The organism is Chitinophaga sp., from assembly GCF_039596135.1.
Taxonomy (GTDB): Bacteria; Bacteroidota; Bacteroidia; order Chitinophagales; family Chitinophagaceae; genus Chitinophaga.
Genome location: NZ_JBCNKH010000069.1, coordinates 1 through 24,115, shown reverse-complemented (window position 1 = coordinate 24,115; position 24,115 = coordinate 1). Strand labels below are relative to the sequence as shown.

Sequence of the window (24,115 nt, the reverse complement as noted above, 5' to 3'; positions counted from 1 at the left end):
GTGAACAAAATAAAAAAATGCACGTAGTATTTTGCCTGGCATGGGGGGAATTTGAAGAACGGTAATATTGGGGTGTTATGTGGGCAGACCATTGATTCAGGCATGTTAATTGTGCGTAGGTATCGGTTTATGAAAAGTATACTCGTCACAATATTCACCATATTTTTATGCGGACCTGCTTTTGCACAGTTCAGCGATTCAGTACATTACTACGGTAAGTTCGCCTCCACAGGCTCTATTAACCGAACGAACGAAGGTAATTCCTACCTGCTCAGCAATATGTTCAAAGTTGGGGTAAGTAAAAAGAAGATTGTATTGAATGGCTTTGGTAGTTGGGTATATGGAGAATCTAATCGTGAACTCACTAACAATGACTTCTCGTCTTCCCTTGATTTCAGCCTCTTCCGTGCGGTCAGGCAAATTTACTATTGGGGATTAGCAAATTACGATAAGAGCTTCTCACTGAAAATTAACGATCGTGTACAGACAGGTGCGGGTATTGCTTATAATTTTTTAGACAGAAAAACAGCCTATCTTTCGGTGAGTGATGGGTTCATCTGGGAAAAAGGGAATCTCTTTATAGAAGATACCATTCATGATGTATACGATGCGGTGCGCAACTCTGTACGTGTTTCTTATAAGTTTGTATTTGCAAATATGATTACGATAGATGGGACACAATTTTTTCAGCCGGGTATCACTGATATCAGTGATTATAACCTGAAATCAGTGAATAGTATTGCCTTTGCATTGCGAAAGTGGATAAGTATTACAGCCTCAATGACGTATAATAAAGTGACGCGAACGGGGCGGGAAAACTTTTTATTTACATATGGGTTAACGCTGGAAAAATATTTCTGAGGTCCGCAATTGCGGACCTCAGAACATAAAATTTATTTAGCAGCCTGTGGCTTCGGCTTATGCTTCTTAGGAGCATTTACATGCCCTTGTCTGTTTCTATGAAAACCTCCACCACCACCTTGTGCCTTTTTCTTCGGCCTGTTTTGCGGCATTGGCACCTTTACAGCTTCCACACCTACCAGTGCATCATGAAACGGTTGATCTTTCACTACAGGAATCTCCCTGTTGATCAGTTTCAGGATATCTTTCAGGAATGGTTTTTCTTCTTCTTCACAGAATGAAATCGCGATCCCGTTTGCACCTGCACGACCGGTACGGCCAATGCGGTGTACATACGTTTCCGGTACATTCGGCAATTCAAAGTTTACCACATGGGTGAGGTCGTCGATATCAATCCCTCTTGCAGCAATATCGGTAGCCACCAGCACACGTGTCTGCCGGTTCTTAAAGTTATTCAGCGCACGTTGTCTTGCGTTCTGTGATTTATTACCATGAATTGCTTCGGCAGTGATACCTACTCTGACCAGGTCTTTCACTACTCTGTCAGCGCCGTGTTTGGTACGGGCAAATACAAGCAGTGTTTTAATGGCATCGTCTTTCAGGATGTGTTGCAGCAGGTGGCGTTTATCCTGTTTCTTCACATAGTATACTGACTGTGTGATGGTCTCAGCAGTAGAGGAAACCGGTGTTACTTCTACCTTAGCAGGGTTCTTCAGAATCATGGCAGCCAGTTTCTGAATTTCCGGTGGCATGGTCGCAGAGAAGAACAAAGTCTGCCTGTTCTCAGGTAGTTTGATAATCACACGTTGTACATCGTGTACAAAACCCATATCCAGCATACGGTCAGCTTCGTCCAGCACAAAGAATTTAATATCTCTGAGTGTGACAATATTCTGACTAATCAGGTCAAGCAGGCGACCAGGCGTTGCAACTAAGATGTCTACGCCTCTGCGCAATGCTTCTACCTGTGGTACCTGCGATACGCCACCAAAGATCACCTGGTGTTTCAGAGGCAGGTGTTTACCATAAGCCTGCAGGCTTTCCTGGATCTGAATCGCCAGTTCGCGGGTAGGAGTGAGGATTAAAGCACGGATGGGTCTGGGGCCTTTCTGTACAGCAGGCGTGGTTTCAGTCAGCAGCTGTAACAATGGAATGGCAAAAGCGGCAGTTTTACCGGTACCGGTCTGGGCACAGCCCAACAGGTCTCTTTTGGCCAAAACATATGGAATAGATTGTTGCTGTATGGGAGTAGGTTCAGTGTATCCTTCTTCTTTCAACGCCTTCAGCACGGGCTCAATGAGCCTTAATTGATCAAATGACAAAGTCTTATATTTTTAATGAAAAATGTTTTGGTAAGGCTATCAATGCAAATTTGATACGTTACCCGCCTTACTCGCAAACCTATAGAGGAAGAGAATAAAAGTCCTGCAAAGGTACGTTAAATAATTTAAATGCCTCTCGACGCAGCTATTTTATGATTTCTTTTGGTTTTCAGCACGGTTTTTTCAATAATTTGCTTGAATGTCTCCATTCATTTAAATGCCTTTTAGCTCAGTTTTTCCATCATTCTTTCCGGGTTTTCCACCACCACAAAGCCTGCTTTTTCATACAGCGCATGTGCATCTTTCGTCACCAATCCCCATCTCTTCAGTGTCTGCAATTCCGGGTGCGCCATGATGGTAGACAATAGCATCTTCCCGAGGCCATGTCCCCTGTGTGTCTCTGTGATAAACACATCCATCAGCCAGCCGAAAATGGTGTAGTCTGTCACCACCCTTGCAAACCCTACCTGTTTGCCGGAACCGGCGTATACACCAAAACAAAGTGAATTGTCAACAGACCGCTGTACGGCATCCATGGTACGATCTTTGGCCCAATAGGAACGTTTACTTAGAAATTCATGGATCATAGGAAGATCCAATAGCGATTTATCAGTAGATACAAAGAAAGGGTTATCCATCCTACAAATGTAACATGTTTGGAGATAAGTATATATCTTGCAATTATGAATAAGGAACCTCAGGTATTGATAGAACAACCGAATGGAAGGCATACCTTGTATGCATCGGTAGAGCAGGATGATCGTACAGCTTATTTGTACCTGTTCCCTGCGGAATTACAGAGTAAAAAGTATAAGATGCGTGCCTGCTGGCTCCGCAATTTGTTGCCTGCGCCGGAGGTAAAGGACCTGGCAGCGATGCACAATGGTACAGCACCGATGTTACAGCGTAAATTCTGCAACCACCCGGATGGTAAAGAACCGTTGAAAGCAGAATTATTAGAGATTGTATGGCTGCCTGAAGATGATGGTGCGGCGGTATTATATGATGGTGAAATACTCGGTGTTATTCCCGGATGGAGCCTGTATGTAGATGAAGCGGTAGCGTATGCAGCAGATTGCATTGGCGTGGAAGGCGATGATTTCCTGGTATTGCCATTGGGTGATCCGGCTACCAATCAGATGTACGCCCGTGTAGGAGAAGCTGTTGCTTTCCGGAATCAGTGGGATAGTGTGGAAGAACCGGCGTGGCCAGTGATTCAGGAGAAATTTATCGACTGCTATGAGCAGCAGTTTGGAAAGATGCTGCAGTACTTTGCGATAGATAACAATGAATGGCCGCCAATGGCGATGGGTAAATTCGAGAAAGATAATATAGTGTACTTCCTGACTATGGGTGCCAGTATCCGGCCTATGCCATGGGTGTCTTATCTATACAACGACACTGCCGAAGCGTATCGCAGAATGGAGCTGGCATTGGCAGTAGATAAAAATGAATTCTCAGAAGAAGAGATCATGAAGATGGCCGAAAGCATTGCTTCCATGGCAGATATTCCCTGGCGGCATATCAGTTGGTTGGGAGAGGGGCATACTATTGGTTCTTCCAAATTACCGGCGCCTTATGAGAGCATGGTGTTGTCTTCAGCATTGTACAATGGTGAATTGATTGAATTGCCGGAGATGTATGGGGACAAGGTTAATCTTTTCTGGGCGAGCCCTGTGACGCAGAAGGAAAGAGAGTTCGCACACAGGAAGCCGAATGGTGGGTATGAGTTGTTGGAGTTGATGATACAAAAGGATGCGACGCATGTGGTAAAGAATCGAAAATCGGTATTATAAAATAAAAGCCGGCTCTCATATCAGAGCCGGTTTTTATTTTGTAGTTACTGCAATCATTACTCCAAAATCTCCGCCCACATCGTCTTTTCTATTTCCTTTTAAATACATTTTAGAAATAGCTCCATCCAGGTACAATGCATTTTTGCATCCAAATTTCTCTTTGAAGATGGTGGCAAAATCATAAAAATTCGTCTGGTTACTTTTCGAAATAATAAATACCACCTTCCCATCTGGCATAATTCCTACACCACTTCTCAGGTTTACATTCTCAGACCCGGGCTTAAACAAAGGATGGATCTTCCCATCAATCACGAGCATCGGTCCTGACTGCGTAGCATAGCTGATTGCGTTATTTTTGAATTCGGTGGTAGTTGTAACATGCGCACCCTGTTGATCAGTATAAAACACACCATTGGGTAACAGGTAAAAATTCCCCGGTTTATTTTGCGCTGTATCCAGAGGCCGGATTATCTTTCCATTTTCTATATACAATCCCACGGGTACGTTTCCAGGTTCAAACATCCCGCCATTGGTGATCATTAAGGCGGGTTTATTTAATACCTGTTGCAGGGCGTTGATTGTTTTATAAGGAACTCCTTTATCATCCAGCCAATGCATGTGTATCTGCTCTTGTTTTGGATCTACAATAATCGCATCATATTCCTGCTGGTGCCAGGTAAAACTCAACTCCCGGGAAAATAAGAGGAAGAAGGCAGTTAACAATATTTTCATAGATATAAAGATATAAATTTAGGTGAACAGCATATTCTACCGATGACTTTTTGCCATAAATACAGTAAATTCAAGATAAATGTATGAAAGAGCAACCTTCCATATTTGATGACTCTTTTGAAGCAGGCTTAAAGCTACGTCGTCGCGCCCTGATGCCATTGATCCTCAAGATCTACCTGATTGTCTTCGCTCTTTACGGTGCTTACCTGATTATTGGCAGATTTTATTTCATATATAAGTTAATCTTCCTCTACTCCCGTACCAGTATGTTGGGTATCAATGGAATGAGTTTTTACCTTATAATTTTGAGAAGCCTTTTAGGTGCCATCGTCATAGTCGCAACGATCCTGTCTATGTGGATGGAGTGGAAATGGGCGATCCGTTTTAACTGGGCAGTATTGATCTACTGGACACTAATGGGAGTTGTAGATTACGTGTCCGGCAATGGATATGGAATATACTTAGGTGTCATGGCACTACTCCTGGCTCCTTATTTTTCCATACTCTACCAGATCCAGAAACGATGGGAGCGGGAGGCAGTCTCCGGCCGGGAATTAAGGCAACGAAAATAAAGAGATTTGGCTTCAATAATCATAGACCGGGCGATAGCAAACAAAATCTGAAACCAGACCTTTGCCTTATCAAAATCGCCCATCATGAAACATGTATTGATCACCGGCGCCAACAAAGGCATCGGCTTTGAAGTAGCAAAGAAAATGGCTCAACTCGGCTACCATGTCTACCTTGGCTGCCGCGACGAACAGAACGGTACTACTGCCATCAATCAACTAAAAGCTGAAGGCTTCACCAATGTTGAATTCTTAAAAATAGACGTCACTGACAAGCATTCTGTCCACCAGGCCGCTGCCAGCATTGCTGCCCTGGATATATTAATCAATAACGCCGGCATCGCTGGTCAACAACCGCAAAACATCTCCGCCTGCGATATCGAAGAAATAAAAAGGATCTTTAACACCAATTATTTCGGCGCTATCCAAACTACCCAGGCATTCCTGCCCTTACTGGAAAAGGCCCCACTGCCTGTTATCGTCAACGTATCCAGCGAACTGGGCTCCCTCGCCATGCAAACTGCCAGTGACCGCGCATCCAACTGGGACAACTTTCATGCATATGGTGCTACCAAAACAGCCCTGAACACTTTCACCATCAACCTTTCCCAGGAATTACGTAATTTCAAAATTAATAGCGTAACACCTGGCTACACCGCCACCGATCTCAATAACTTCGCTGGCTTTAAAACCGCGGCCCAGGGCGCCGAACCGATCGTTCGCCTGGCTACCATAGGTGAAGACGGTCCAACCGGTCAATTCTTCCGCCAGGAAGGAGCGTTACCCTGGTAATAAACACTGACATGAAAGAACTACGTCGATTAACATCTATCTCAGAATTTCATCGTGTAAGAGGCTTACAACCTCCTGCCCATCCATTAATCAGCGTAGTCAATTATGCAGAGGTAGTACTTTCTCCTGAAGACAATCATATCAACTGGGTACTTGACTTTTACTCCATCTCCCTCAAAAGAGATGTCATCGTCAAATTCAGGTACGGCCAGCAGCAATATGACTTTGACGAAGGTATCATGTATTTCATCGCTCCCGATCAGGTCTTCAATATTGAAGTTCCAACAGAAGAGCAACCTAATAAATCCGGCTGGATGTTACTCATCCACCCGGATTTCTTCTGGAACACCGCCCTGGCAAAAAATATCAAACAATACGAATACTTCGGCTACGCCACCCACGAAGCACTTTTCCTTTCTGACAAGGAAGAGACGACTATCGTAAATATCATTCATAATATCCGGCAGGAGTATCATACCAACATCGATAAGTTCACCCAACAAATCATCGTATCTCACGTAGAAACTTTGCTGAACTATGCTGACAGGTTTTATAACCGTCAGTTTATTACCCGAAAAATCGCTAACCACCAGATCCTCGAAAAATTAGAGCAATACCTGCAGGCCAGTTTCCAGAGCGAAAATCTTTTGGCCAATGGCATCCCTACTGTGCAATTGATCTCAGAGAATCTGAATATCTCTCCTAACTATCTAAGCAGCTTACTTAAAAACCTCACAGGCCAGAGTACCCAACAACATATACAAAACAAACTGATCGAAGTGGCGAAACAAAAATTGTCAACAACTACATTATCAGTGAATGAAGTCGCTTATGAATTGGGATTTGAACATCCGCAATCTTTCAGGAAGTTTTTTAAATCCAGGACGAATATGTCTCCATTGGAATTCAGGGCATCGTTTAACTAATAATTCTTTTTAGATACCGGATCATCAGAAATATTTTTATGGATAATCAAAATTTATGCATCCTTATAGCTAAAAAATAAAATGGGAAAGTTATCCTTACACCTAATAATAATGTCAGCGCCAATGCCACTCAAACTGCATAAAATCCTTCAATCATTAATAAAATTCACCTAATAAATTTTGTAATCTCCTTTTATTCTCTAATTTTGTTGCACAGCATTCCATTTTAACCTTATCTGTCAGTGAATACCCGTACCCGTTTTTTTAATCCAAAAAAATGTACCTATGTCATAGTTATACCCATTCGAGAAAGCATTCAAACCCATTCTGATGTAAGAATACCTAAATGTTCGTATTCCCTATCACGACTGTTTAAATAACAAGTTGAAGTCATTATATTTTATATTATTCTTCCTCACGGCAGGGAGCCTGGTAACCTATGCTCAATTACAACGTAGTACCTCGCTGCCCGGAGCCCCAGGTAAAGGACCCATAGTTGTATTCCCCCGCGGTATTAAACAATCTTCCGGCGAAGTGTCGTATATATTGGCATCTGACACCGCTAGCAATGTTAACCTGATACCTTTGCATGCGAATCAACACTATGATACCATCACCCGGCCGCTACCGCCCCGCAAGCCTTTCCTGAAGGTGCATGGGAATGTTATGTATGACTATTACTACCAATCCGGCGTTGATACCCCATATCAGCAAAAAGATATTTACCAGCATACAGTAACAACTTACTTAGACCTCACTATCAGGGATCAATATCCTGTGCGTGTGAATTTTACGACTGCCAGAGGCAATTCCACACTGTTCCGGAATATTACGGGAGTGAATATGCAGTATACCAGCCGGGATTTTAAAAACATGCTGTATGATAAACTGCAACGTTGGGATGTATCCCGCTATACTAAAATGCAGGACTTACAATACGAAAAGCTCTCCCTGGATGCTGAAGCATTAAAGTTAAACCAGCTGAGAGCCGATATAGATGGCCCTGCAGCCATACAACGGCGCGTAGAAGCCAAAGAACACGAGCTATACGGCAAGAAACCAGACTTTAATCCGGATACATTGCCAAACCTCGACCTTGCACTCAAATATAAGTCACGCCTGAAAGCTCCGTCTGACAGCACTTTGGAAGAACAATATGCCGCCAAAAGGCACCAGATAGACTCTCTTGAAAAAAGAGTCTACCAACTGGATAGCCTCTACCGCTTACATCAATCCCAAATAGGCGATGTAAACGGAGACCTCCTGTCAAAGCTCATGGCCAGCCGCAATAACGAAGAACTATCTGCGACGCTGAAGGAGATGAACCTTCCGGACACTGTATTGCCCAAAGGCTACAAAACCCTGCTCGCGATCCGGACCATCGGTCTGGGACGTACTTTGGCAGACTATTCTGAACTTACTGCAAAAGATATCAGCATACAGGGTGTACAGGTAGAATACAACCCTTCCTGGTACGCCGCCGTTGCCACAGGTGTCATTGACTATCGCTTCAGGAATTACATTGTGAACAGTGATGCCCCTAAGCAATACCTGTCATTATTCAGGGCTGGCTACGGCATGAAAGAAGGCAACCATGTATACTTTACGTATTATATGGGTAAGAAGCAACTCTATAATCTGAATACAAGTTCCGACAGTTCCCATACTCCTGACTACCACATCATGGGTATAGCCCTGGAAGGCCGCTGGCAGCTCACAAAAAACCTGTACCTGACGGGAGAGGTGGCCAGATCATCACTCCCATATTACCAGGCTGCTACAGATGAAAGCAAGGTGCAAAGTCTGCTGAAGTTCAGTGATCGTCGCAACGAAGCATGGTCTGTTGCTGCAAACGCCTTCATCCCTGCTACAAAAACCAAACTGACAGGTACCTACAAGGTATTGGGCGCCGGCTTCCAGTCTTTCAGCCTGTATACCACCGGCTCTAAACAGATTGCCTGGAATGCGAGGGTAGACCAGCCTTTCTTCAAACAACAACTGCTCATCACAGCTGCTATAAGAAGAAACGACTACACCAGCCAATACCAGCAGGCTTCTTATAATAGTAATACCATCTTTAAAACGATCCAGGCTACATTGAGGATCAAACATTATCCTGTAGTCAGCATAGGCTATTACCCCAGCTCTCAGCTCACAAAGCTGAGCGACGGTTCGCTGGTGGAGAACACCTTCTACACATTAGTCGGTACCGTTAGTCATTTCTATAAGGTTAAGCAGGTAATGATGAACTCCATTTTATCCTACACCCGCTTCTATAATAAGATGACTGACAGCAGCTTCGTCTATTTTAATACAAAGAATATCCTCCTCAACCATACCATGTTCCTGGGTCGGTTCACCGTACAAGGCACCGGGTCTGCAGCGCTCAATAACGATTATGACCTGTATGGGGCAGACGGCAATGTACAATACAAAGTACGTTCCTGGCTGGATATAGGCGGAGGTGTGAAATATAGTTATCAATCGGTGTATGAACTCCGCCAGGTAGGCTATACCGCCAATTTTCGTGTGAATATCCCGTATTTCGGACAAGTTGAAATGATGGCAGACAAAGGCTTTATCCCCGGTGCTGAAAAGCGGCTGGTTTCAAATAATACAGGCAGAATTACCTATACTAAAATATTTTAAATGAGACGTTTCATCCTGATAGCCCTGGTAATGCTATCCTTACGTACCGCTGCACAGGTAAGCATGACTGTGCAGTTACCTCCAACAGGTGTCATGCAAAAAGCCCAGCTGTGGAATATCCTGCTGGTATCTGCATCTACATCGTCCGTACTTGTACAGGTGACAGTACGTGTTACAGATGCGCGTACTAATCAGCCGGTATTGACAGGCGCTTCCCGGACCTTCGTACTGAACAAAGGTGCGAAGCAGTTACAGATTGGAGATGTATCGCCGGTAACCTATGAATATTTATCTGCCGCTGCTGACCGTAGTGCAAATGGTATGCTTACAGCAGGTAACTACATTGCCTGTTACAGCGTGCTGCAGGGAGTAGGGGATACCTGGAGTGTGGTCGGGGAAGATTGTTTACCCTTCGCTGTGGAACCCGTGAGTCCACCAATTTTAAATGCCCCTACCAATGAAAGCATTGTGGAGGAGAACCTCCCACAATTCAGCTGGTTGCCACCTGCACCACTCGCCATCTTCAGTGATCTGAACTACGATTTTACCATCGTTGAATTGCGTAATGGGCAGTCTGCTGCCGAGGCTATGCAGCAGAATATCCCGATATATCGCTCCGCACATAATAAAAACCTGTTCGTTAACTATCCTGCTTCCGCGGTGGCTTTAGATACTGCAAAGAAGTATGCATGGACGGTGATTGCGAATAACGGTAACCAGTTTGCCGCGCAAACGGAGATCTGGACATTTAAATTAAAAAATGTGCAACCGGAAAATACATACACCGAAGAAGGGGCTTACGTGCAATTAAAAAGAGGACTGGATGCCCCACTTATCACCTGCTCAGGCTCATTACAGTTGAGTTATAGCAATGATGCGGGGGACAATACGGTGAAATACGAAATTATCAAACTGGATGTCAGTAAAACCACTGTACAATCAGGCACGCTTTCAATAAACCGTGGTCCTAATCAGCTAAAAGTAACGCTGAATGGTAGTTTTACTGCCGGACAATCATACCTGTTTCATATCCTCAATGGGAGACAGGAATACTGGAATGCAAAATTTATCTATAATAAAAAATAAAGACCCTGGATGATTTTAAAACATGTCGCAGGAAGCAAGCGATTTATTGCTTCACTGATGCTTGTAGTGCTCTATATTGAGACGATTATCCCATCCTATGCAATAGGCATGCCTATCGTAGTGAATAAAGCAGTAAAACCCTCTTCAGCACCATTGATCCTGCATGAAGAAAAGAAAGCGTCTACTCCGTTTGCTGCAAAAGCAGCAATACCGGCTAAAACAGCAAAAGCATTTATCGGAGGTCCTACTCAACCGGAGAGCCAGGCTTTCCAGTCTGTGAACAGTGATAACATGGTTGACCTGTTTACAGGTGATTTCAGTTATAGTATTCCCCTGTTGGATGTCGGAGGATATCCATTAGCATTAGGCTATAACAGTGGTGTAGGTATGAGTGACGACGCCAGCTGGGTGGGCCTCGGCTGGAACCTTAATCCAGGCTCCATTACCCGAAATTTGCGTGGTTTGCCGGATGACTTTAATGGTGCAGATACTGTTACAAAAGTATCTGCTGTCAAAGCAAATACAACCGTTGGTGTAAATGTAAGTTTATCACAGGAAACAATTGGCATACCACTATTTAGTAATTTAATCAGCATTGGTGCAAGTGCCGGCATTACTTATAACAATTATAAAGGTTGGGGTATGTCTGCGGGGCTCAGTCCAAGTATTAACGCTGGTTCAAGTTCAATGGGTAACCTCACTGCTTCTTTATCCATCACTAATAGTTCCATGGATGGATTGACCATTAGTCCCAACCTGGAATATCAAATGTCCAATAAAGACGGAACCCTTAACGGAAATATCGGTTTAAGTACCGGCTATAACACAAGATCAGGTTTAAAAAGCCTGGAGTTGAATATGGGGGTAAAGCAATATAGTACAGGTCAAAAAAATGCGCGCTCCAGTGCGGATAGAACCTTAATCTCTTTTGGCTACCCAACTTATTTGCCTTCCCCATCCCTTCCTTTTACTAATAGCAATTATACACTGACAGTAAAAGGAGGTTTGGAATTTTTTGGTTTAAATGCTACAGATGCTATCACTGGTTATGTCACAGTGCAGAATATTGCCTCCAGCGATCAGAAAAAATCATTACCAGCTTATGGTTATCTGAACTACCAGGCTGCTGGTACCAACACCTCTGTATTGCTTGACTTTAACAGGGAAAAAGATATTCCATACAGGGAAAAACCGGTTGTGCCTAACATTGGTATACCATCTTATACTTACGATGTATTTGGCATCTCAGGTGAAGGTGTTGGCGGCTCATTCCGCGCTTATCGCAGTGATGTCGGACACGTATTTGATCACTATAGCAAATCAAAATCCAATAGCGGAAACGTCAGCGCTGATTTGGGTAGTGGTAATATTGCCCATGGTGGTGCGGATCTTACATATACCTATTCTTACACTGAATCAGGCGAATGGGATAAAGATAATTTCATGGCCGGCAAAACTGCATTTAGCAGATCAGCCGGTACTTATGAGGCCACCTATTTCCGTAATCCAAGCGAAATGGCGGTAAATGATAAAGATTATTATAAAAATCTGGGCGATGATGATGTGGTCGCTGTTGATATTTATCATAATGGTTCCAGCGATCCCACACTGATAGCAAAGGATACGATCAGTAGGTTTAATAATGCAAGGTTGGTTGGCCGTCAGGCGATCAATACAAGTACCTACAATAAGACAGTAAGAGATAAGCGCACCCAGGTCATATCCTATCTCACCGCATCAGAAGCCAGTTTAGCCGGCTTCCCGAAGTACATTGAAAATTACGCTGAGAATGCCTACACTGCTAATGCATGTGCGTCAGAGATAATAGATGCAGATAGCACGGCAAGTGGTTTACTGGGCGAGTACTACACAGATAAAAAATTCGGAGTGAAGTTGTTCGAAAGAACGGATTCTGTGATCAACATGTTGAACAAGACCTATTTCCAAAGTGTTGCAACTAAAACAGAATTAAATAACAACTTCTCCGTACGATGGACTGGTCGTATTAAGGCGCCTGTGAGTGGAACATATACTTTTTACACAAAAAGTGATGACGGTATCAGGGTCTATATGGATGGAGTAAGCGTTAAAGAAAACTGGAATATTCACGATGTCAGACCAGATACTTTTAAAGTGAACCTGGTCGCGGGAGAATTTTATACTATTAGGATCGATTATTACCAGGAAGGAGGAAATACAGTTGCTACTCTGGAGTGGGAATATCCCGGACAGACCCGCGTTATTGTCCCTAAAAAGTACCTGTATGGTCCTGCCGTAACTGACAATGTAAAGAATGGTAATGTAACCCTGGAGAAAAGAGTGAACAATTTCCGTTTGGGAAATCATATTTCCGAAATAAGTGTGGTGAACACCAACGGTCAACGTTATGTATATGGTATCCCTGTATATAACCTGCAGCAGACAGAAACAACCTTTTCAGTAGACGCAGGTAAGGGAAGTACGACCACAGGTCTGGTTGATTACAGTCCAGGTACAGATAACACGGTGGATAATAAACAAGGTAACGACCACTATTTTAATAGTGAGATCACACCTGCATATGCACATACCTTCCTGTTAACAGGTGTATTGTCTCCTGACTATAAAGATCTGACCGGGAACGGTATCACGGCAGATGATCCGGGCAATGCTATCAAGTTTAATTATACCAAGATATCCGGTATCACTAATCCTTTTAGCTGGCGTTCACCAGTTGGTTTGAATAAAGCAAACTATAGCGAAGGAATGAAGACAGACGATCGTGATGATAAAGGAAGTTATATACACGGCCAGAAAGAGTTGTGGTATTTAAATTCCATAGAATCCAAGACCATGATCGCAGTCTTTAAGATGAGCAAACGGGATGACATGGATGCAATCAATGAAAATGGAGTGATGTCTGCCGGTAATGGTCGAAAGCTGGATGAGATCAACCTTTATACAAAGGCGGAGTTTATGAAAGCGAACCCAAAACCTGTAAAGACAGTTCACTTTGCCTATTCATATCAATTATGCCCGGGTGTTAATACTACAAACAGCACCACCGCAGGTGTAGGTAAATTGACACTGGATAGCGTTTATTTTACCTATGGTAGTAACAGAAAAGGAGAACGTCATAAATACAAATTCCATTATAACTCACCCGGAACAACTTACAATAGTAAGAATGTGGATCGTTGGGGCGTTTACAAGCCATCCAGCCAGAACCCTTCTCAGTTAAATAATAGTGATTATCCATATTCAATTCAGGATAGTACGCTTGCCGCTAAGAACGTAGCTGTATGGGCCCTGGATTCTATTACCCTCCCTTCAGGTGGCAGAATGAAAGTGGATTACGAAGGTGATGACTACGCATTTGTTCAAAACAAACGTGCTGCACAGATGTTCACCATCGCTGGTTTTTCAAGGCAAAGTCCAACTACTGATACAAAGCTAACAGAACTAAGTCAGGGCTTATATCAGGATGGTATAGATTTCCAATATGTTTCAATCAATGTGCCCAGAGCAGTTAGCAGCAAACAGGAAGTAAGGAAGTGGTATCTGGATGGAATGAGTAAGATTTACTTCCGTCTCTATGTCAATATGCCTGGTGATAAATATGGTAAAGGTGCCGAATATGTGCCTTGCTATGCTACGCTGGATGCAGACAACATTGGTTATTTTAATGATGGAAAGACAATCTGGATTAAGATAAAGCCAATCGATAACAGCGGACAGACAGACGTGTCTGGCAGCAAATATAGCCCGTTGGCCAAGGCAGCTATTACATTTTTACGCTTAAATCTGGCTTCCAAAGCTTACCCGGGTTCCGAAACAGGTGACGATGTAAAGTGGTCTGATGTAATCAAAGTAATAGCATCAGGAGCAAGCAACTTTATGACAGCACTGACAGGTTTCGACGACGCGGCACGTTCAAAAGGCTGGGCGATGGGAGTGCAGACAGACCGTAGCTTTGTTCGGTTGAACAATCCTTATTTTAAGAAATATGGTGGTGGTATTCGCGTTAAACGTATTACAGTTTATGACTACTGGGATAAAATGACTGCTCAGAAACAGTCAATGTATGGCCAGGAATATAGCTATACAACCACCCGTACAGTAAATGGAAAAGACGAAACCATCAGTAGTGGGGTGGCAGCTTATGAGCCGATGATTGGTGGTGAAGAAAATTCATGGAGAGAGCCGATTGAATATACAGAACAGGTTGCAGCCTTAGCTCCTGTAGCGTGTGGTTATACAGAGACCCCTTTAGGCGAATCATTCTTCCCTGCGCCATCCGTAGGATATAGTAAAGTAAGAGTGAGATCGATCAATGCCAAAAATACCCGTTCCGCAAATGGATATATAGAAACATGTTTCTATACAGCGTATGATTTTCCTACGTTGGTAGATAGATCTACAATTGATAAAATTCGTTTCAAACCAGGCCTGACCAATTTACTGCGTATTAATTCCCGTCATTATATAGCCGTAACACAGGGCTTTAAGGTGGAATTAAATGATATGCATGGTAAACGGAAATCAGAAGCATCGTATTCAGAGCTGGATGCGAAAACACCTGTCACCGAAACCAGGTATAACTACAAGGTTGATAACGGGAATGCGGAGTTTAAGCACCTGAACAATACAGTGATGGTAATGAAACCTAACGGAGATATTGATACAGAAGCTATAGTAGGAAAGGATGTGGAATTGATGATGGACATGCGTCAGCAGCGATCACTAAGCACCTCTTATAATGCACAGATAAACGGGGATATGTTCTCATTTATCTGGCCTCCATACTTATTTATTCCTATGCTGTTAAATGTCTATAACAGGGAAGAAACATTGTATCGCTCTTCTGCCGTTTCAAAAGTGATATACAGACATGGGATAATGGAAAATATGGAAGTAACTGATAAAGGAAGTAAGGTAACTACCCGAAACCTGTTGTATGATAGCGAAACAGGGGCTTCTATATTAAACAGTTCACAGAATGAGTGGGGTGATTCCGTATTCACTTATTCATTGCCTGCCGGATGGGCTTATGATGGCATGAGTGGGGCCTACAAGAATATAGATGTAGTATTAGATAGTATATATATAAATCAAGGCCGGATAACAAAAGGTATCCCGGCCAACACCAAAGTGACAGATTATTTTGCGGCAGGGGATAAGATCCTTATCTATTCAAGAGCTAAAACAGGTGGTACAGACTGTACTCCTGAAATTGCCACCTTCCCCAAACCAGGAATTCTATATGCGGTAAATGCCAATGTACAACGTGGCGGAGATCCGGATCTTTACTTCGTAGATCAAAACGGGCAGCCGTTTACAGGTAATAGTGTTTCCATGAAGGTGTTGCTGTCAGGTAGAAAGAACCTCAGTGAGTTCCTGAGCAATATAACATTGTTAACTGATCCCCGTGTCAAACAGGCAGCAGGTAATTATAAACTTGTAATAGACAAGACCTCAAAGGTGGTAAGTGCTTCGGCTGTTGAATATAGAGAGTTGTGGAAAGTGAAAGACAGCCGTAAGGCAGCAACAGTAATGGCCTGCACGCAGGGAGATAATAAACCATATACAGGGGACAGTTCAAGCTGTAATGTAACGACGACTACTTATTATAACCATAGGTATGCAAAAAGTTATACACCCGTATGTGCAGCAGGTTCACCTGCGTATCAGGTTACATATGTTGTAGCAGCCAACAAATATTCATCAGTAATAAATCAGGATAGTGCGGATGCGCAGGCCTTACGGGATCTGGATAATAATGGCCAGACCTATGCAAATGCGCATGCGTCTTGTGTAGTGAAGGATTCTGCTACCTTAAGAGTAGATGGTGGCGGTATGGTAAGAACTGATCATGTTGCTGATCTTTGGGTTACTATTACAGATGCCGCTGGTAAAACTATTGCGGCCAATAATGCTTTGTCTGCGATAGATATTAATACAAAGGTTGAAAAGGCTAATCCTTATACCATTACCATCAAATCGAATCAGCCGGTTTCAGTTTTTATGAACGATACGAATGATACTTCATGGGGAATTACCGCTGGTGGTACTAAAACTGCAACGTTAACCTTCAATGGGGATATTACGATTACTATCGGTCCTATATGATTTGAATAAGATATTATACATATGAAAAGATATCTCACAATACTTATTTTCAGCCTCCTGGTAGCCGCCCCCGGCTATCAGGCCCGGGCTCAGTCTTCCACCTGTGCCTGTGATTGTCTGAAACCACTATTCGACTACCTGATTGCATCCAACAGGTTGTTTACAAAAGAATCCGATCACATCCTGCTCTCTACCCTGATAGCAGATGCCAACGCTGCAGGTTACAGTGTATCCGGCAGTGGTTGTTCCATACTCACGGCCAACGTCAACCGCTACTTCTATGCCCTGACAACTGCCACTACAGGCACCCAGTACAAGGCACAGCTGGGCGATTGCTCCGTGGTATTAAAGTCTGCCAGCGGGAACGTTACATTCTCTTCCCTCGCAAGCAGAGACTGTGATAATTCCGGCGTAGTTTCTTACAGTAACGGGCGCCCGGTAACTAAAAAGTACATGGTAACCCGTTCTGTAAATGTGAACAGCATTGTAGCCGCCAGCAATATATTCCCGTCTGTGACCACTTATACCACTACCCAGGTAGATAGCACAGCCGCCTATATGCGGACAGCATATGCTTCCAATAGCAGTCAGTACAAAATAGCCACTACTTTTGCGATAGACAGTGCGGTGAATATTCCTGCCAGTGCAATTGTTCTTTCCGCAAACCTGTATTTCTATGCATACCCCGCCGGTTTTAATGCGCCGACATATACAAACGCGCACTCGTTATATACCGTCGGTAATCCCCAGCCAATAGCAACTGTATACCGCAGATCTGCTGCCTGGAGCTATCAGACAAGTGCAAGTTCCTTACTCACAGGTAGTGTAACCGATACATCTTCTATCGTAGCTGAAACGGCTATGCAGGATTTCCAGATCGATATTAAAAAATGGTTTTCTTCCAGCAGAAGGTCATTGGACTATGGAATTACATTAGTAAATACCAAGACAGTTCCTACCACTTTTCCAACAGATACAACTACGTTGTATGCTACATTTTGTTCTGAGAAATATACAGCGGACCTGAATAAACGTCCATACCTGGATATTACCTGGACATTTGCCACAGATACAGGGGTAGTTGCTACATTATATATTGACAGTTGCCTTACCTGTAACTATGTTCCATCCGGTACCTGCTATAGTGCAATCACGGATACCAGCGTTAATCCATATTTGTACGGGGTGGCCGGTAACTGGCGCCCATATCGCACCCTGAGTTTCTACAATCCACGTACAGAAGCTACTACCAGCAATATTACTAATACCCGGACAGATGGTACCCTTAGTAACTTCCTGGCCTTCTGGCAATTGGTTGGTAATAAATGGCAACCACAGGATACAGCCGTATCAAGATGGGTGTGGTCTGCACAAACCACTCTTATCAATCAGAAAGGTGGTGAAATAGAAACCATAGATCCACTGGGTAATTACATTTCTGGTGTGTTTGGGTTCCAGGATGCATTGGCAACAGCTGTCGCTCAGAATGCCCGATACCGTGAAGTGGCCTTCGATGGCTTTGAAGATTATAACTATGTAGGAGGCGAATGTTATAACGTGTGTCCCGTAGCACGTAGCTTTGATTTCTCTACCTACCAAACTTATTTCGATACCGCTGTGCAACATACAGGAAACTATAGCCTGCGCTTAGATAATGTAAAAATGGCAAGTGTTACAAGCGATGTCACCGCAGATGATCCTGCATTCAATATTGCTATCAATGCTGCTGCCAATAATTGTGGAGGTACAGATAGTATACTGAAAAGTATACGACTGGGCAAAGATGCATTATTACCAACTTTCTCTCCACTTCCAGGCAAGAAAGTAATAGTAGGTGCCTGGGTGAAAGAGTCTGGGCAGTGCAATGGCATAGCTTATACAGGTAGCCAGATACAGGTTGATCTTTTAAACAATGGTAATGTTGAAAAAACAATAACCGGTAGCCCATCTGGTAATATCATTGAAGGTTGGCAACGAATTGAAATGATTGTAGAGATCCCGGCTACTACTACGCAATTCATGATTAGTCTGAAGAATACCGGTAGTAATACAGTGTACTTTGATGACCTCCGGGTACATCCTTATAATGCGAACATGAAGTCCTATGTATACGATGAAGCTTCCCTTCGTCTGATGGCAGAACTGGATGAGAATAACTATGCTACTTTCTATGAATATGATGATGAAGGCGATTTGATCCGTTTGAAGAAAGAAACAGAAAGAGGCATTATGACCATCAAAGAATCCAGAAGTGCAATGACCAGCAAATAGTCTTAAAATATTAAAGATATGAAACGTTTTTTTTTATTGATAATGGCGATGTGCTGGCTGGCAGGGGTACATCACTTGCAGGCGCAAGACCTTGCAGCACTGGAAGATGCCGTCGCTTCATTAAAATATATCAGGGAAGTCGGTAAAATTGAACCCTATGGTTTTGATATTAAATATGTCTATGCCAATGAAACCAGGCCTGAGATTATTTTGGACTCGTTGACTGGAAGTGTTGAAATATCCGGTGATAATTATTATTGCCGGATGGATAGTACAGAATCCATAAAAAGTGACAGATATAATATTATTGTTTTCCATGAGGATAAACTTTTATTATTGGCTACTTCGAGACAAGATTCTGCAGTCGATCCTATTTTATATATGCAATCAATGATTGCAAAATCTGATGCGGAAAAATGTAATGTGAGCCACAAAGGACCTGTAAAAACAGTAAACATAGCATTTCTGCCTGGGAGCCCCTGCAAGAATATGATTATGCAGATGGATACTGTCCGGCGTCAATTATTGTCCGTTGAATACCTGTTGAAATCTACGTTGTTGTTAGACCCGGTTGCACAACAGGAAAACCAGTTACCCGAGGGATATGATGAATATGCATTGGTGCGTACTACATTTTATAACTACCATCCCCTGAAAGAGGCAGCGTCCAGATTTAAAGAAGAGAGATACTTCTATAAAGAAGGTGCTGAGTTTAAACCAACAGCTGCCTATAGCAATTTTCAGGTTGTGCTGTCAAACCCTAACCTATAAAGTAAGATCATGCAATTTTTGCTTAAATATTCATATAAATGGCTAGCGCTGCTCCTGTTATTATTCATAGCAGGTAGTACTTCTGCACAGCATGTAGTTGTGTTGAGTAAAGTATTGGACGGCAGCAAAAACCAGCTGGCAGCAGGTGCTTTCATCAGTGTCAGGGACAGCGGTTTTCTTGATACCGATGCATCAAAGCTGGATTCTCGGTATTCCGTAAAGAACATCATTAATTTTCATATTAATGAATACTCAACACAACTGTTACCGGATTCTTTTACAGCAATAGTAAAAATAAGGATCACTTATAAGCGTCCGGATACCAAATATGATTCCCTTGAACAGACACTTGTTATCAACTACGCCGATTCAGCTGCTTACACCAGCCGTAGCAGCTTTGTATTTAACAACTCACATGAGGTGACAGTAAGAGTATTAGCGCTTTCCGTCACCCGTGATAATGCTAAGGTTATAAATGCGCTCCTGCTGGAAAATGAAATGGATGTACGTGCTGCATATACCTTAAATTGTACCAGTGATGCTGTTAAATCGATCTCTTACGAAACAACTGCTAATACAGACTCTACTGATGAGCTAACCGTCAAATGGACGCCAATAACAGGTGCAGATGAATATGACCTGGAATGGACTTATATAGATACATCAGCCCTGGCTTCAGGTAGATACGGACCTCAGGCGAAGCTTGATCCTTTTTTAATTTTCAGGAACAACTCTTCAAGAGTAACTATCAGTGGGTATAGCTATAATATTCCCCTGATGTTTGAAGGTCCTGGTGTATTATTTTATCGGGTAAGGGCAGTACAAGTACTGAATAATAATGCACGACGGGAGACGTCCTGGAGTTCTGATTTTGCTGATCCATTGACAGGTTTCTCCTTTGTTGGTCACCAGAATGCATTAAACTGGCAATCCAGCGTGGACTTTGCGGAGGAAGGTAAGCGGAACGTGACCGTAAAATATTTTGATGGCAGTATGCGTAGCCGCCAAACGGTTACAAAAGATAATAACACAAATACAACTATTGTTGCAGAAAGTTTATATGACTACCAGGGGAGGGAAGTGATCAAAGTAATGCCTGCTCCGACATTGAATACGGTGATTAAATATTCCGCAAATTTCAACCAGGGGTTGAACGGTGGATCATATGGAAAGGGATTGTATGACACACTGGCGTCTCCTACAGATTTTGCGAAAGCGAGTGCAGCTGCAATGTCCACCGCCAGTGGCGCCAGCCAGTACTATTCCCCTGATAATCCTTTAAAGGATCAGGGTATTAATAGATATATTCCTGACGCCGGCGGCTATCCGTTTACTGAAACCTCCTATACACAGGATGGAACGGGCAGGATCAGTAGAAATAGTGGTGTTGGCCCTGTATTCAAACTTGGTAGTAACCATGAAAACAGGTATTACTATGCATCTCCGGATGATAATGACCTGAATGTGCTGTTTGGAACTGAGGCTGGTGATGTGTCACATTATTTCAAAAATGCCGTTCAGGATGCCAATGGACAGATGTCCATTACCTATGTGGATATGCATGGTAGAACAGTTGCGACGGCATTGGCAGGTAGGGCTGACAGTGCTGATCTGGACAACCTGGAATCCAATGTGGAATTCAAAGTTGTAGATACCCTTTCAAGACCCGGTAGTAATTCCGTCAAAGGAATGGTATTGGAAAGTACACGTGGTCTGCTGATTAGTGTAGACGGTCCTCAATACACCCAATCTTTCAGGTATGCCCTGCAACCACCAGTGCTACGGAAAGTATGTGATGGAAGTACCGATACAGTATGCTACAATGGGTTGTATGACCTGGAAATCACCGTTACTGATGAATTGAATAATACAAATTACTATAAGCTGGTCAGGAATTTTAATCCTGATTCTATAATTGCCAGCTGTAAGAAGCCTGATTCACTGGTCCTTTCCTTTACATTACAACTTCCTAAAGGCAGCTACACGGTCACCAAACGTCTGACAGTAAGCAGTGCAGCACTGAATTATTATCGTGATAGTGTTTTTTTAAAACGTAATGTTTGTAAGACTTTGAAGGAATTTATTCAGGCGGCAAGAAGTCTTGTAAATACCACTGATTGTAAACCAACCTGTGCTGGTTGCCGTGCGAGCGTAGGAGACTGGCCTACTTATCGGTCTAACTATATGACTAATGGTGGTGATTCTATAGCAGCCCTTACAGCATACAATGACGCGGTAGCAGCCTGTGATGCAATTTGTGGTACGACCTCCCCGGTTACAGAAATGCTGAATATATTACTGGAAGATGTATCTGCACCATCCGGTCAGTATGCGATATTAAGCGATTCCACATACGCGTATAGTATATTTTATCATAAGGAAGATTCGCTGCCGGTATATATGCGGTCAGATATCGTTTATCTGGATGAGAATGGCCATGTAGATAGCGTGTATGATGCCACAGCAGGTAAATATGTTCGTCCACAGGCATTATCTCCGGAAGCCTTTGCTGAAAACTTCAAACCATCCTGGGCTAATGCACTGGTAAAGTTCCATCCCGAATATTGTCGTTACCTTGTATATGCTTCTTATGAAAAAGAGCTTCAATGGGAAAGGAACTTTGAAGCATGCGATAGTTATGCTACTGCGCTTGATTTAGGTTATATGAATCCGATTGGAGATGTAACCACATTCCCTTTTAAAAGTGTAACAGCAAATATTGATCCGCTAAATGCTATCATATCCCTGAAAAGTAAATTGGAAAATTACACAGGAGGTACTGGAAACAATGCACTGTCTATGTACAGTATAGCTGCCATCATGACAAAATGTACAACGGTGTCAGCAGAATGTACTGCTAATTATAATACAGCAGCGAAAGCATTTTCATCCAGCCTGTGTACAGGCGATCTGGATATGGCATGGCGTAATTTCAGAAACCTGTATCTCGCTTATAGGGACAACCTGATTGACAGCCTGGTAATGCTGCCTAAATGTACACCATCAACAGACAAGCTTATCGCAGACTCAAAGTCTGCCCGCTTTATGAATGCAACCAGTGCCTTGACATTGTCTGGTTACAGTTATATGACAAGCGGAGATACAACAGCTGTGAAAAATGCTGTGAATGCCAACATGCAGGCCAGCTATGATAGTAATTGTAATAGTTATATCAATGCTTGGATCAGCCAGTTGTCAGCATCCTGTACCTATTATGATACTGCAGATCTGAGAGCGAATGTTGTTCCATTACTGAAACAGATCTGCCTGGAAGGTTCCGATGAGAATCATGTATATGGTTCCAGCAGTACACCAACGGGAGATAATAGTTTCGCGAAAGTATTAGCAGCTTACAACCAGTCAAAAGGTATTACGGATAATGTGAATTGTAATGGCTTATTAATAACAGCACCTCTCCCTTATGATAAGCAGCGTGCGTATTCTGATGAGGTGACCTATGCAAAGCCAACGGAATGTGAATGTGAGAAGCTGGGTGTATTGGATAAGGAATATAAATTGTATAGAAGATCAACTGATACTTCTCTTGCCGTATATCTGAACCGTACAAGAGGTACATCATTAACAGAAACGCAGGTGAGGGCATTACAACAAGCCTGTGATAACTCTCAATCCAGCTGTACTTATACATCTTCCCCGTTAACCATACCACCGTTAATGCAGTGCAATACAGCACCTGCCTGTATCAGTTGCCAGGAGTTCTCCAGCCTGTATACAACATATACGGCTACCTATCCTGGCCTGGAACCAGCATATGCAGATACGGATAGTACCCAGCAAAAAAAGAATAAGCTGTTTGCAGCCTTTATGAATAATGCAACTGGCTATAGTTACCAGGCATGGCAATATCTTGCATTCAGGGATACCTGTAAATTGTATAATTCAAAGGATTCATCAGTTTGTGAACCGATTAATTCTTCTACTTCCATACAGACGTATGCGAATGGAGTAAAGGCGTTATTCTATGATATTATTAACACGGCGGATGGAGGTATGCTGCTGGCCGGGCAGATCACAAATAGTAGTACCCCAAACCCCACAGACGCATATCTGGTGAAGACCGATGCGAAAGGCGTGGTAGAATGGGCGAAGAGTTATGGAGATACAGCGGCTAACGATTACTTCAACAGGGTCCGTCCAACAAAGGATAGCGGTTATATTATTATAGGGACAACTTTATATAAAAAGAATTCTGCCTTTATAGTCAAAATAAA

14 protein-coding genes are annotated in these 24,115 nt (G+C 43.0%); 11 read left to right on the top strand and 3 right to left on the bottom strand.

The window, feature by feature from the left end:
• The first annotated feature begins 129 nt into the window (after positions 1-129).
• Positions 130-861, top strand: coding sequence for a DUF481 domain-containing protein (locus tag ABDW16_RS25975; protein WP_343673857.1), 732 nt, complete (start codon positions 130-132; stop codon positions 859-861).
• Between the two features lie 32 nt (positions 862-893).
• On the opposite strand, the gene ABDW16_RS25970 is transcribed toward ABDW16_RS25975, so the two are convergent.
• Together ABDW16_RS25970 and ABDW16_RS25965 are read right to left on the bottom strand one after the other, a co-directional pair.
• Entirely contained in the window at positions 894-2,183 is a 1,290-nt protein-coding gene (locus ABDW16_RS25970; RefSeq protein ID WP_343673855.1) for a DEAD/DEAH box helicase, read from the bottom strand.
• Between the two features lie 224 nt (positions 2,184-2,407).
• Complete coding sequence (locus ABDW16_RS25965) at positions 2,408-2,821, bottom strand: GNAT family N-acetyltransferase (RefSeq protein ID WP_343673854.1); 414 nt, start codon at positions 2,819-2,821, stop codon at positions 2,408-2,410.
• Positions 2,822-2,866: 45 nt separating this feature from the next.
• Here ABDW16_RS25965 and ABDW16_RS25960 point away from each other — a divergent pair, with 45 nt between their 5' ends.
• Positions 2,867-3,979 (top strand): suppressor of fused domain protein, encoded by a 1,113-nt coding sequence (locus tag ABDW16_RS25960; protein WP_343673852.1) that lies wholly within the window; start codon positions 2,867-2,869, stop codon positions 3,977-3,979.
• A gap of 33 nt (positions 3,980-4,012) precedes the next feature.
• Here ABDW16_RS25960 and ABDW16_RS25955 read toward each other — a convergent pair whose 3' ends face one another.
• Positions 4,013-4,711, bottom strand: coding sequence for a phosphodiester glycosidase family protein (locus ABDW16_RS25955; RefSeq protein WP_343673850.1), 699 nt, complete (start codon positions 4,709-4,711; stop codon positions 4,013-4,015).
• 83 nt (positions 4,712-4,794) lie between these two features.
• On the opposite strand from ABDW16_RS25955, the gene ABDW16_RS25950 reads away from it, so the two are divergent.
• The 9 genes from ABDW16_RS25950 to ABDW16_RS25910 all read left to right on the top strand — a co-directional run.
• Positions 4,795-5,283 (top strand): hypothetical protein, encoded by a 489-nt coding sequence (locus ABDW16_RS25950; RefSeq protein ID WP_343673849.1) that lies wholly within the window; start codon positions 4,795-4,797, stop codon positions 5,281-5,283.
• An 84-nt stretch (positions 5,284-5,367) separates the two neighbouring features.
• On the top strand, positions 5,368-6,072 hold the full coding sequence (locus ABDW16_RS25945; protein ID WP_343673847.1) for an SDR family NAD(P)-dependent oxidoreductase: 705 nt from the start codon (positions 5,368-5,370) through the stop codon (positions 6,070-6,072).
• Between the two features lie 11 nt (positions 6,073-6,083).
• Positions 6,084-6,998: a helix-turn-helix transcriptional regulator gene (locus ABDW16_RS25940; protein WP_343673845.1), complete on the top strand. Its 915-nt coding sequence runs from the start codon at positions 6,084-6,086 to the stop codon at positions 6,996-6,998.
• Positions 6,999-7,382: 384 nt separating this feature from the next.
• Positions 7,383-9,647, top strand: coding sequence for a hypothetical protein (locus ABDW16_RS25935; RefSeq protein ID WP_343673844.1), 2,265 nt, complete (start codon positions 7,383-7,385; stop codon positions 9,645-9,647).
• Positions 9,648-10,733: a hypothetical protein gene (locus ABDW16_RS25930; RefSeq protein ID WP_343673843.1), complete on the top strand. Its 1,086-nt coding sequence runs from the start codon at positions 9,648-9,650 to the stop codon at positions 10,731-10,733. It abuts the gene before it with no gap.
• Positions 10,734-10,742: 9 nt separating this feature from the next.
• Entirely contained in the window at positions 10,743-16,841 is a 6,099-nt protein-coding gene (locus ABDW16_RS25925) for a PA14 domain-containing protein (protein ID WP_343673841.1), read from the top strand.
• 21 nt (positions 16,842-16,862) lie between these two features.
• Positions 16,863-19,112, top strand: a complete 2,250-nt coding sequence (locus tag ABDW16_RS25920) for a hypothetical protein (RefSeq protein WP_343673839.1) — start codon at positions 16,863-16,865, stop codon at positions 19,110-19,112.
• Positions 19,113-19,130: 18 nt separating this feature from the next.
• Positions 19,131-19,883: a hypothetical protein gene (locus tag ABDW16_RS25915; protein WP_343673838.1), complete on the top strand. Its 753-nt coding sequence runs from the start codon at positions 19,131-19,133 to the stop codon at positions 19,881-19,883.
• Between the two features lie 9 nt (positions 19,884-19,892).
• On the top strand, positions 19,893-24,115 hold a 4,223-nt coding region (locus ABDW16_RS25910; protein ID WP_343673837.1), incomplete at its 3' end, for a hypothetical protein.

Coding starts and splice junctions, on each gene's coding strand:
- ABDW16_RS25950 (WP_343673849.1), top strand. CDS start 4,795: ATGAAAGAGCAACCTTCCATATTTGATGACTCTTTTGAAGCAGGCTTA.
- ABDW16_RS25960 (WP_343673852.1), top strand. CDS start 2,867: ATGAATAAGGAACCTCAGGTATTGATAGAACAACCGAATGGAAGGCAT.
- ABDW16_RS25920 (WP_343673839.1), top strand. CDS start 16,863: ATGAAAAGATATCTCACAATACTTATTTTCAGCCTCCTGGTAGCCGCC.
- ABDW16_RS25940 (WP_343673845.1), top strand. CDS start 6,084: ATGAAAGAACTACGTCGATTAACATCTATCTCAGAATTTCATCGTGTA.
- ABDW16_RS25955 (WP_343673850.1), bottom strand. CDS start 4,711: ATGAAAATATTGTTAACTGCCTTCTTCCTCTTATTTTCCCGGGAGTTG.
- ABDW16_RS25975 (WP_343673857.1), top strand. CDS start 130: ATGAAAAGTATACTCGTCACAATATTCACCATATTTTTATGCGGACCT.
- ABDW16_RS25945 (WP_343673847.1), top strand. CDS start 5,368: ATGAAACATGTATTGATCACCGGCGCCAACAAAGGCATCGGCTTTGAA.
- ABDW16_RS25925 (WP_343673841.1), top strand. CDS start 10,743: ATGATTTTAAAACATGTCGCAGGAAGCAAGCGATTTATTGCTTCACTG.
- ABDW16_RS25915 (WP_343673838.1), top strand. CDS start 19,131: ATGAAACGTTTTTTTTTATTGATAATGGCGATGTGCTGGCTGGCAGGG.
- ABDW16_RS25930 (WP_343673843.1), top strand. CDS start 9,648: ATGAGACGTTTCATCCTGATAGCCCTGGTAATGCTATCCTTACGTACC.
- ABDW16_RS25965 (WP_343673854.1), bottom strand. CDS start 2,821: ATGGATAACCCTTTCTTTGTATCTACTGATAAATCGCTATTGGATCTT.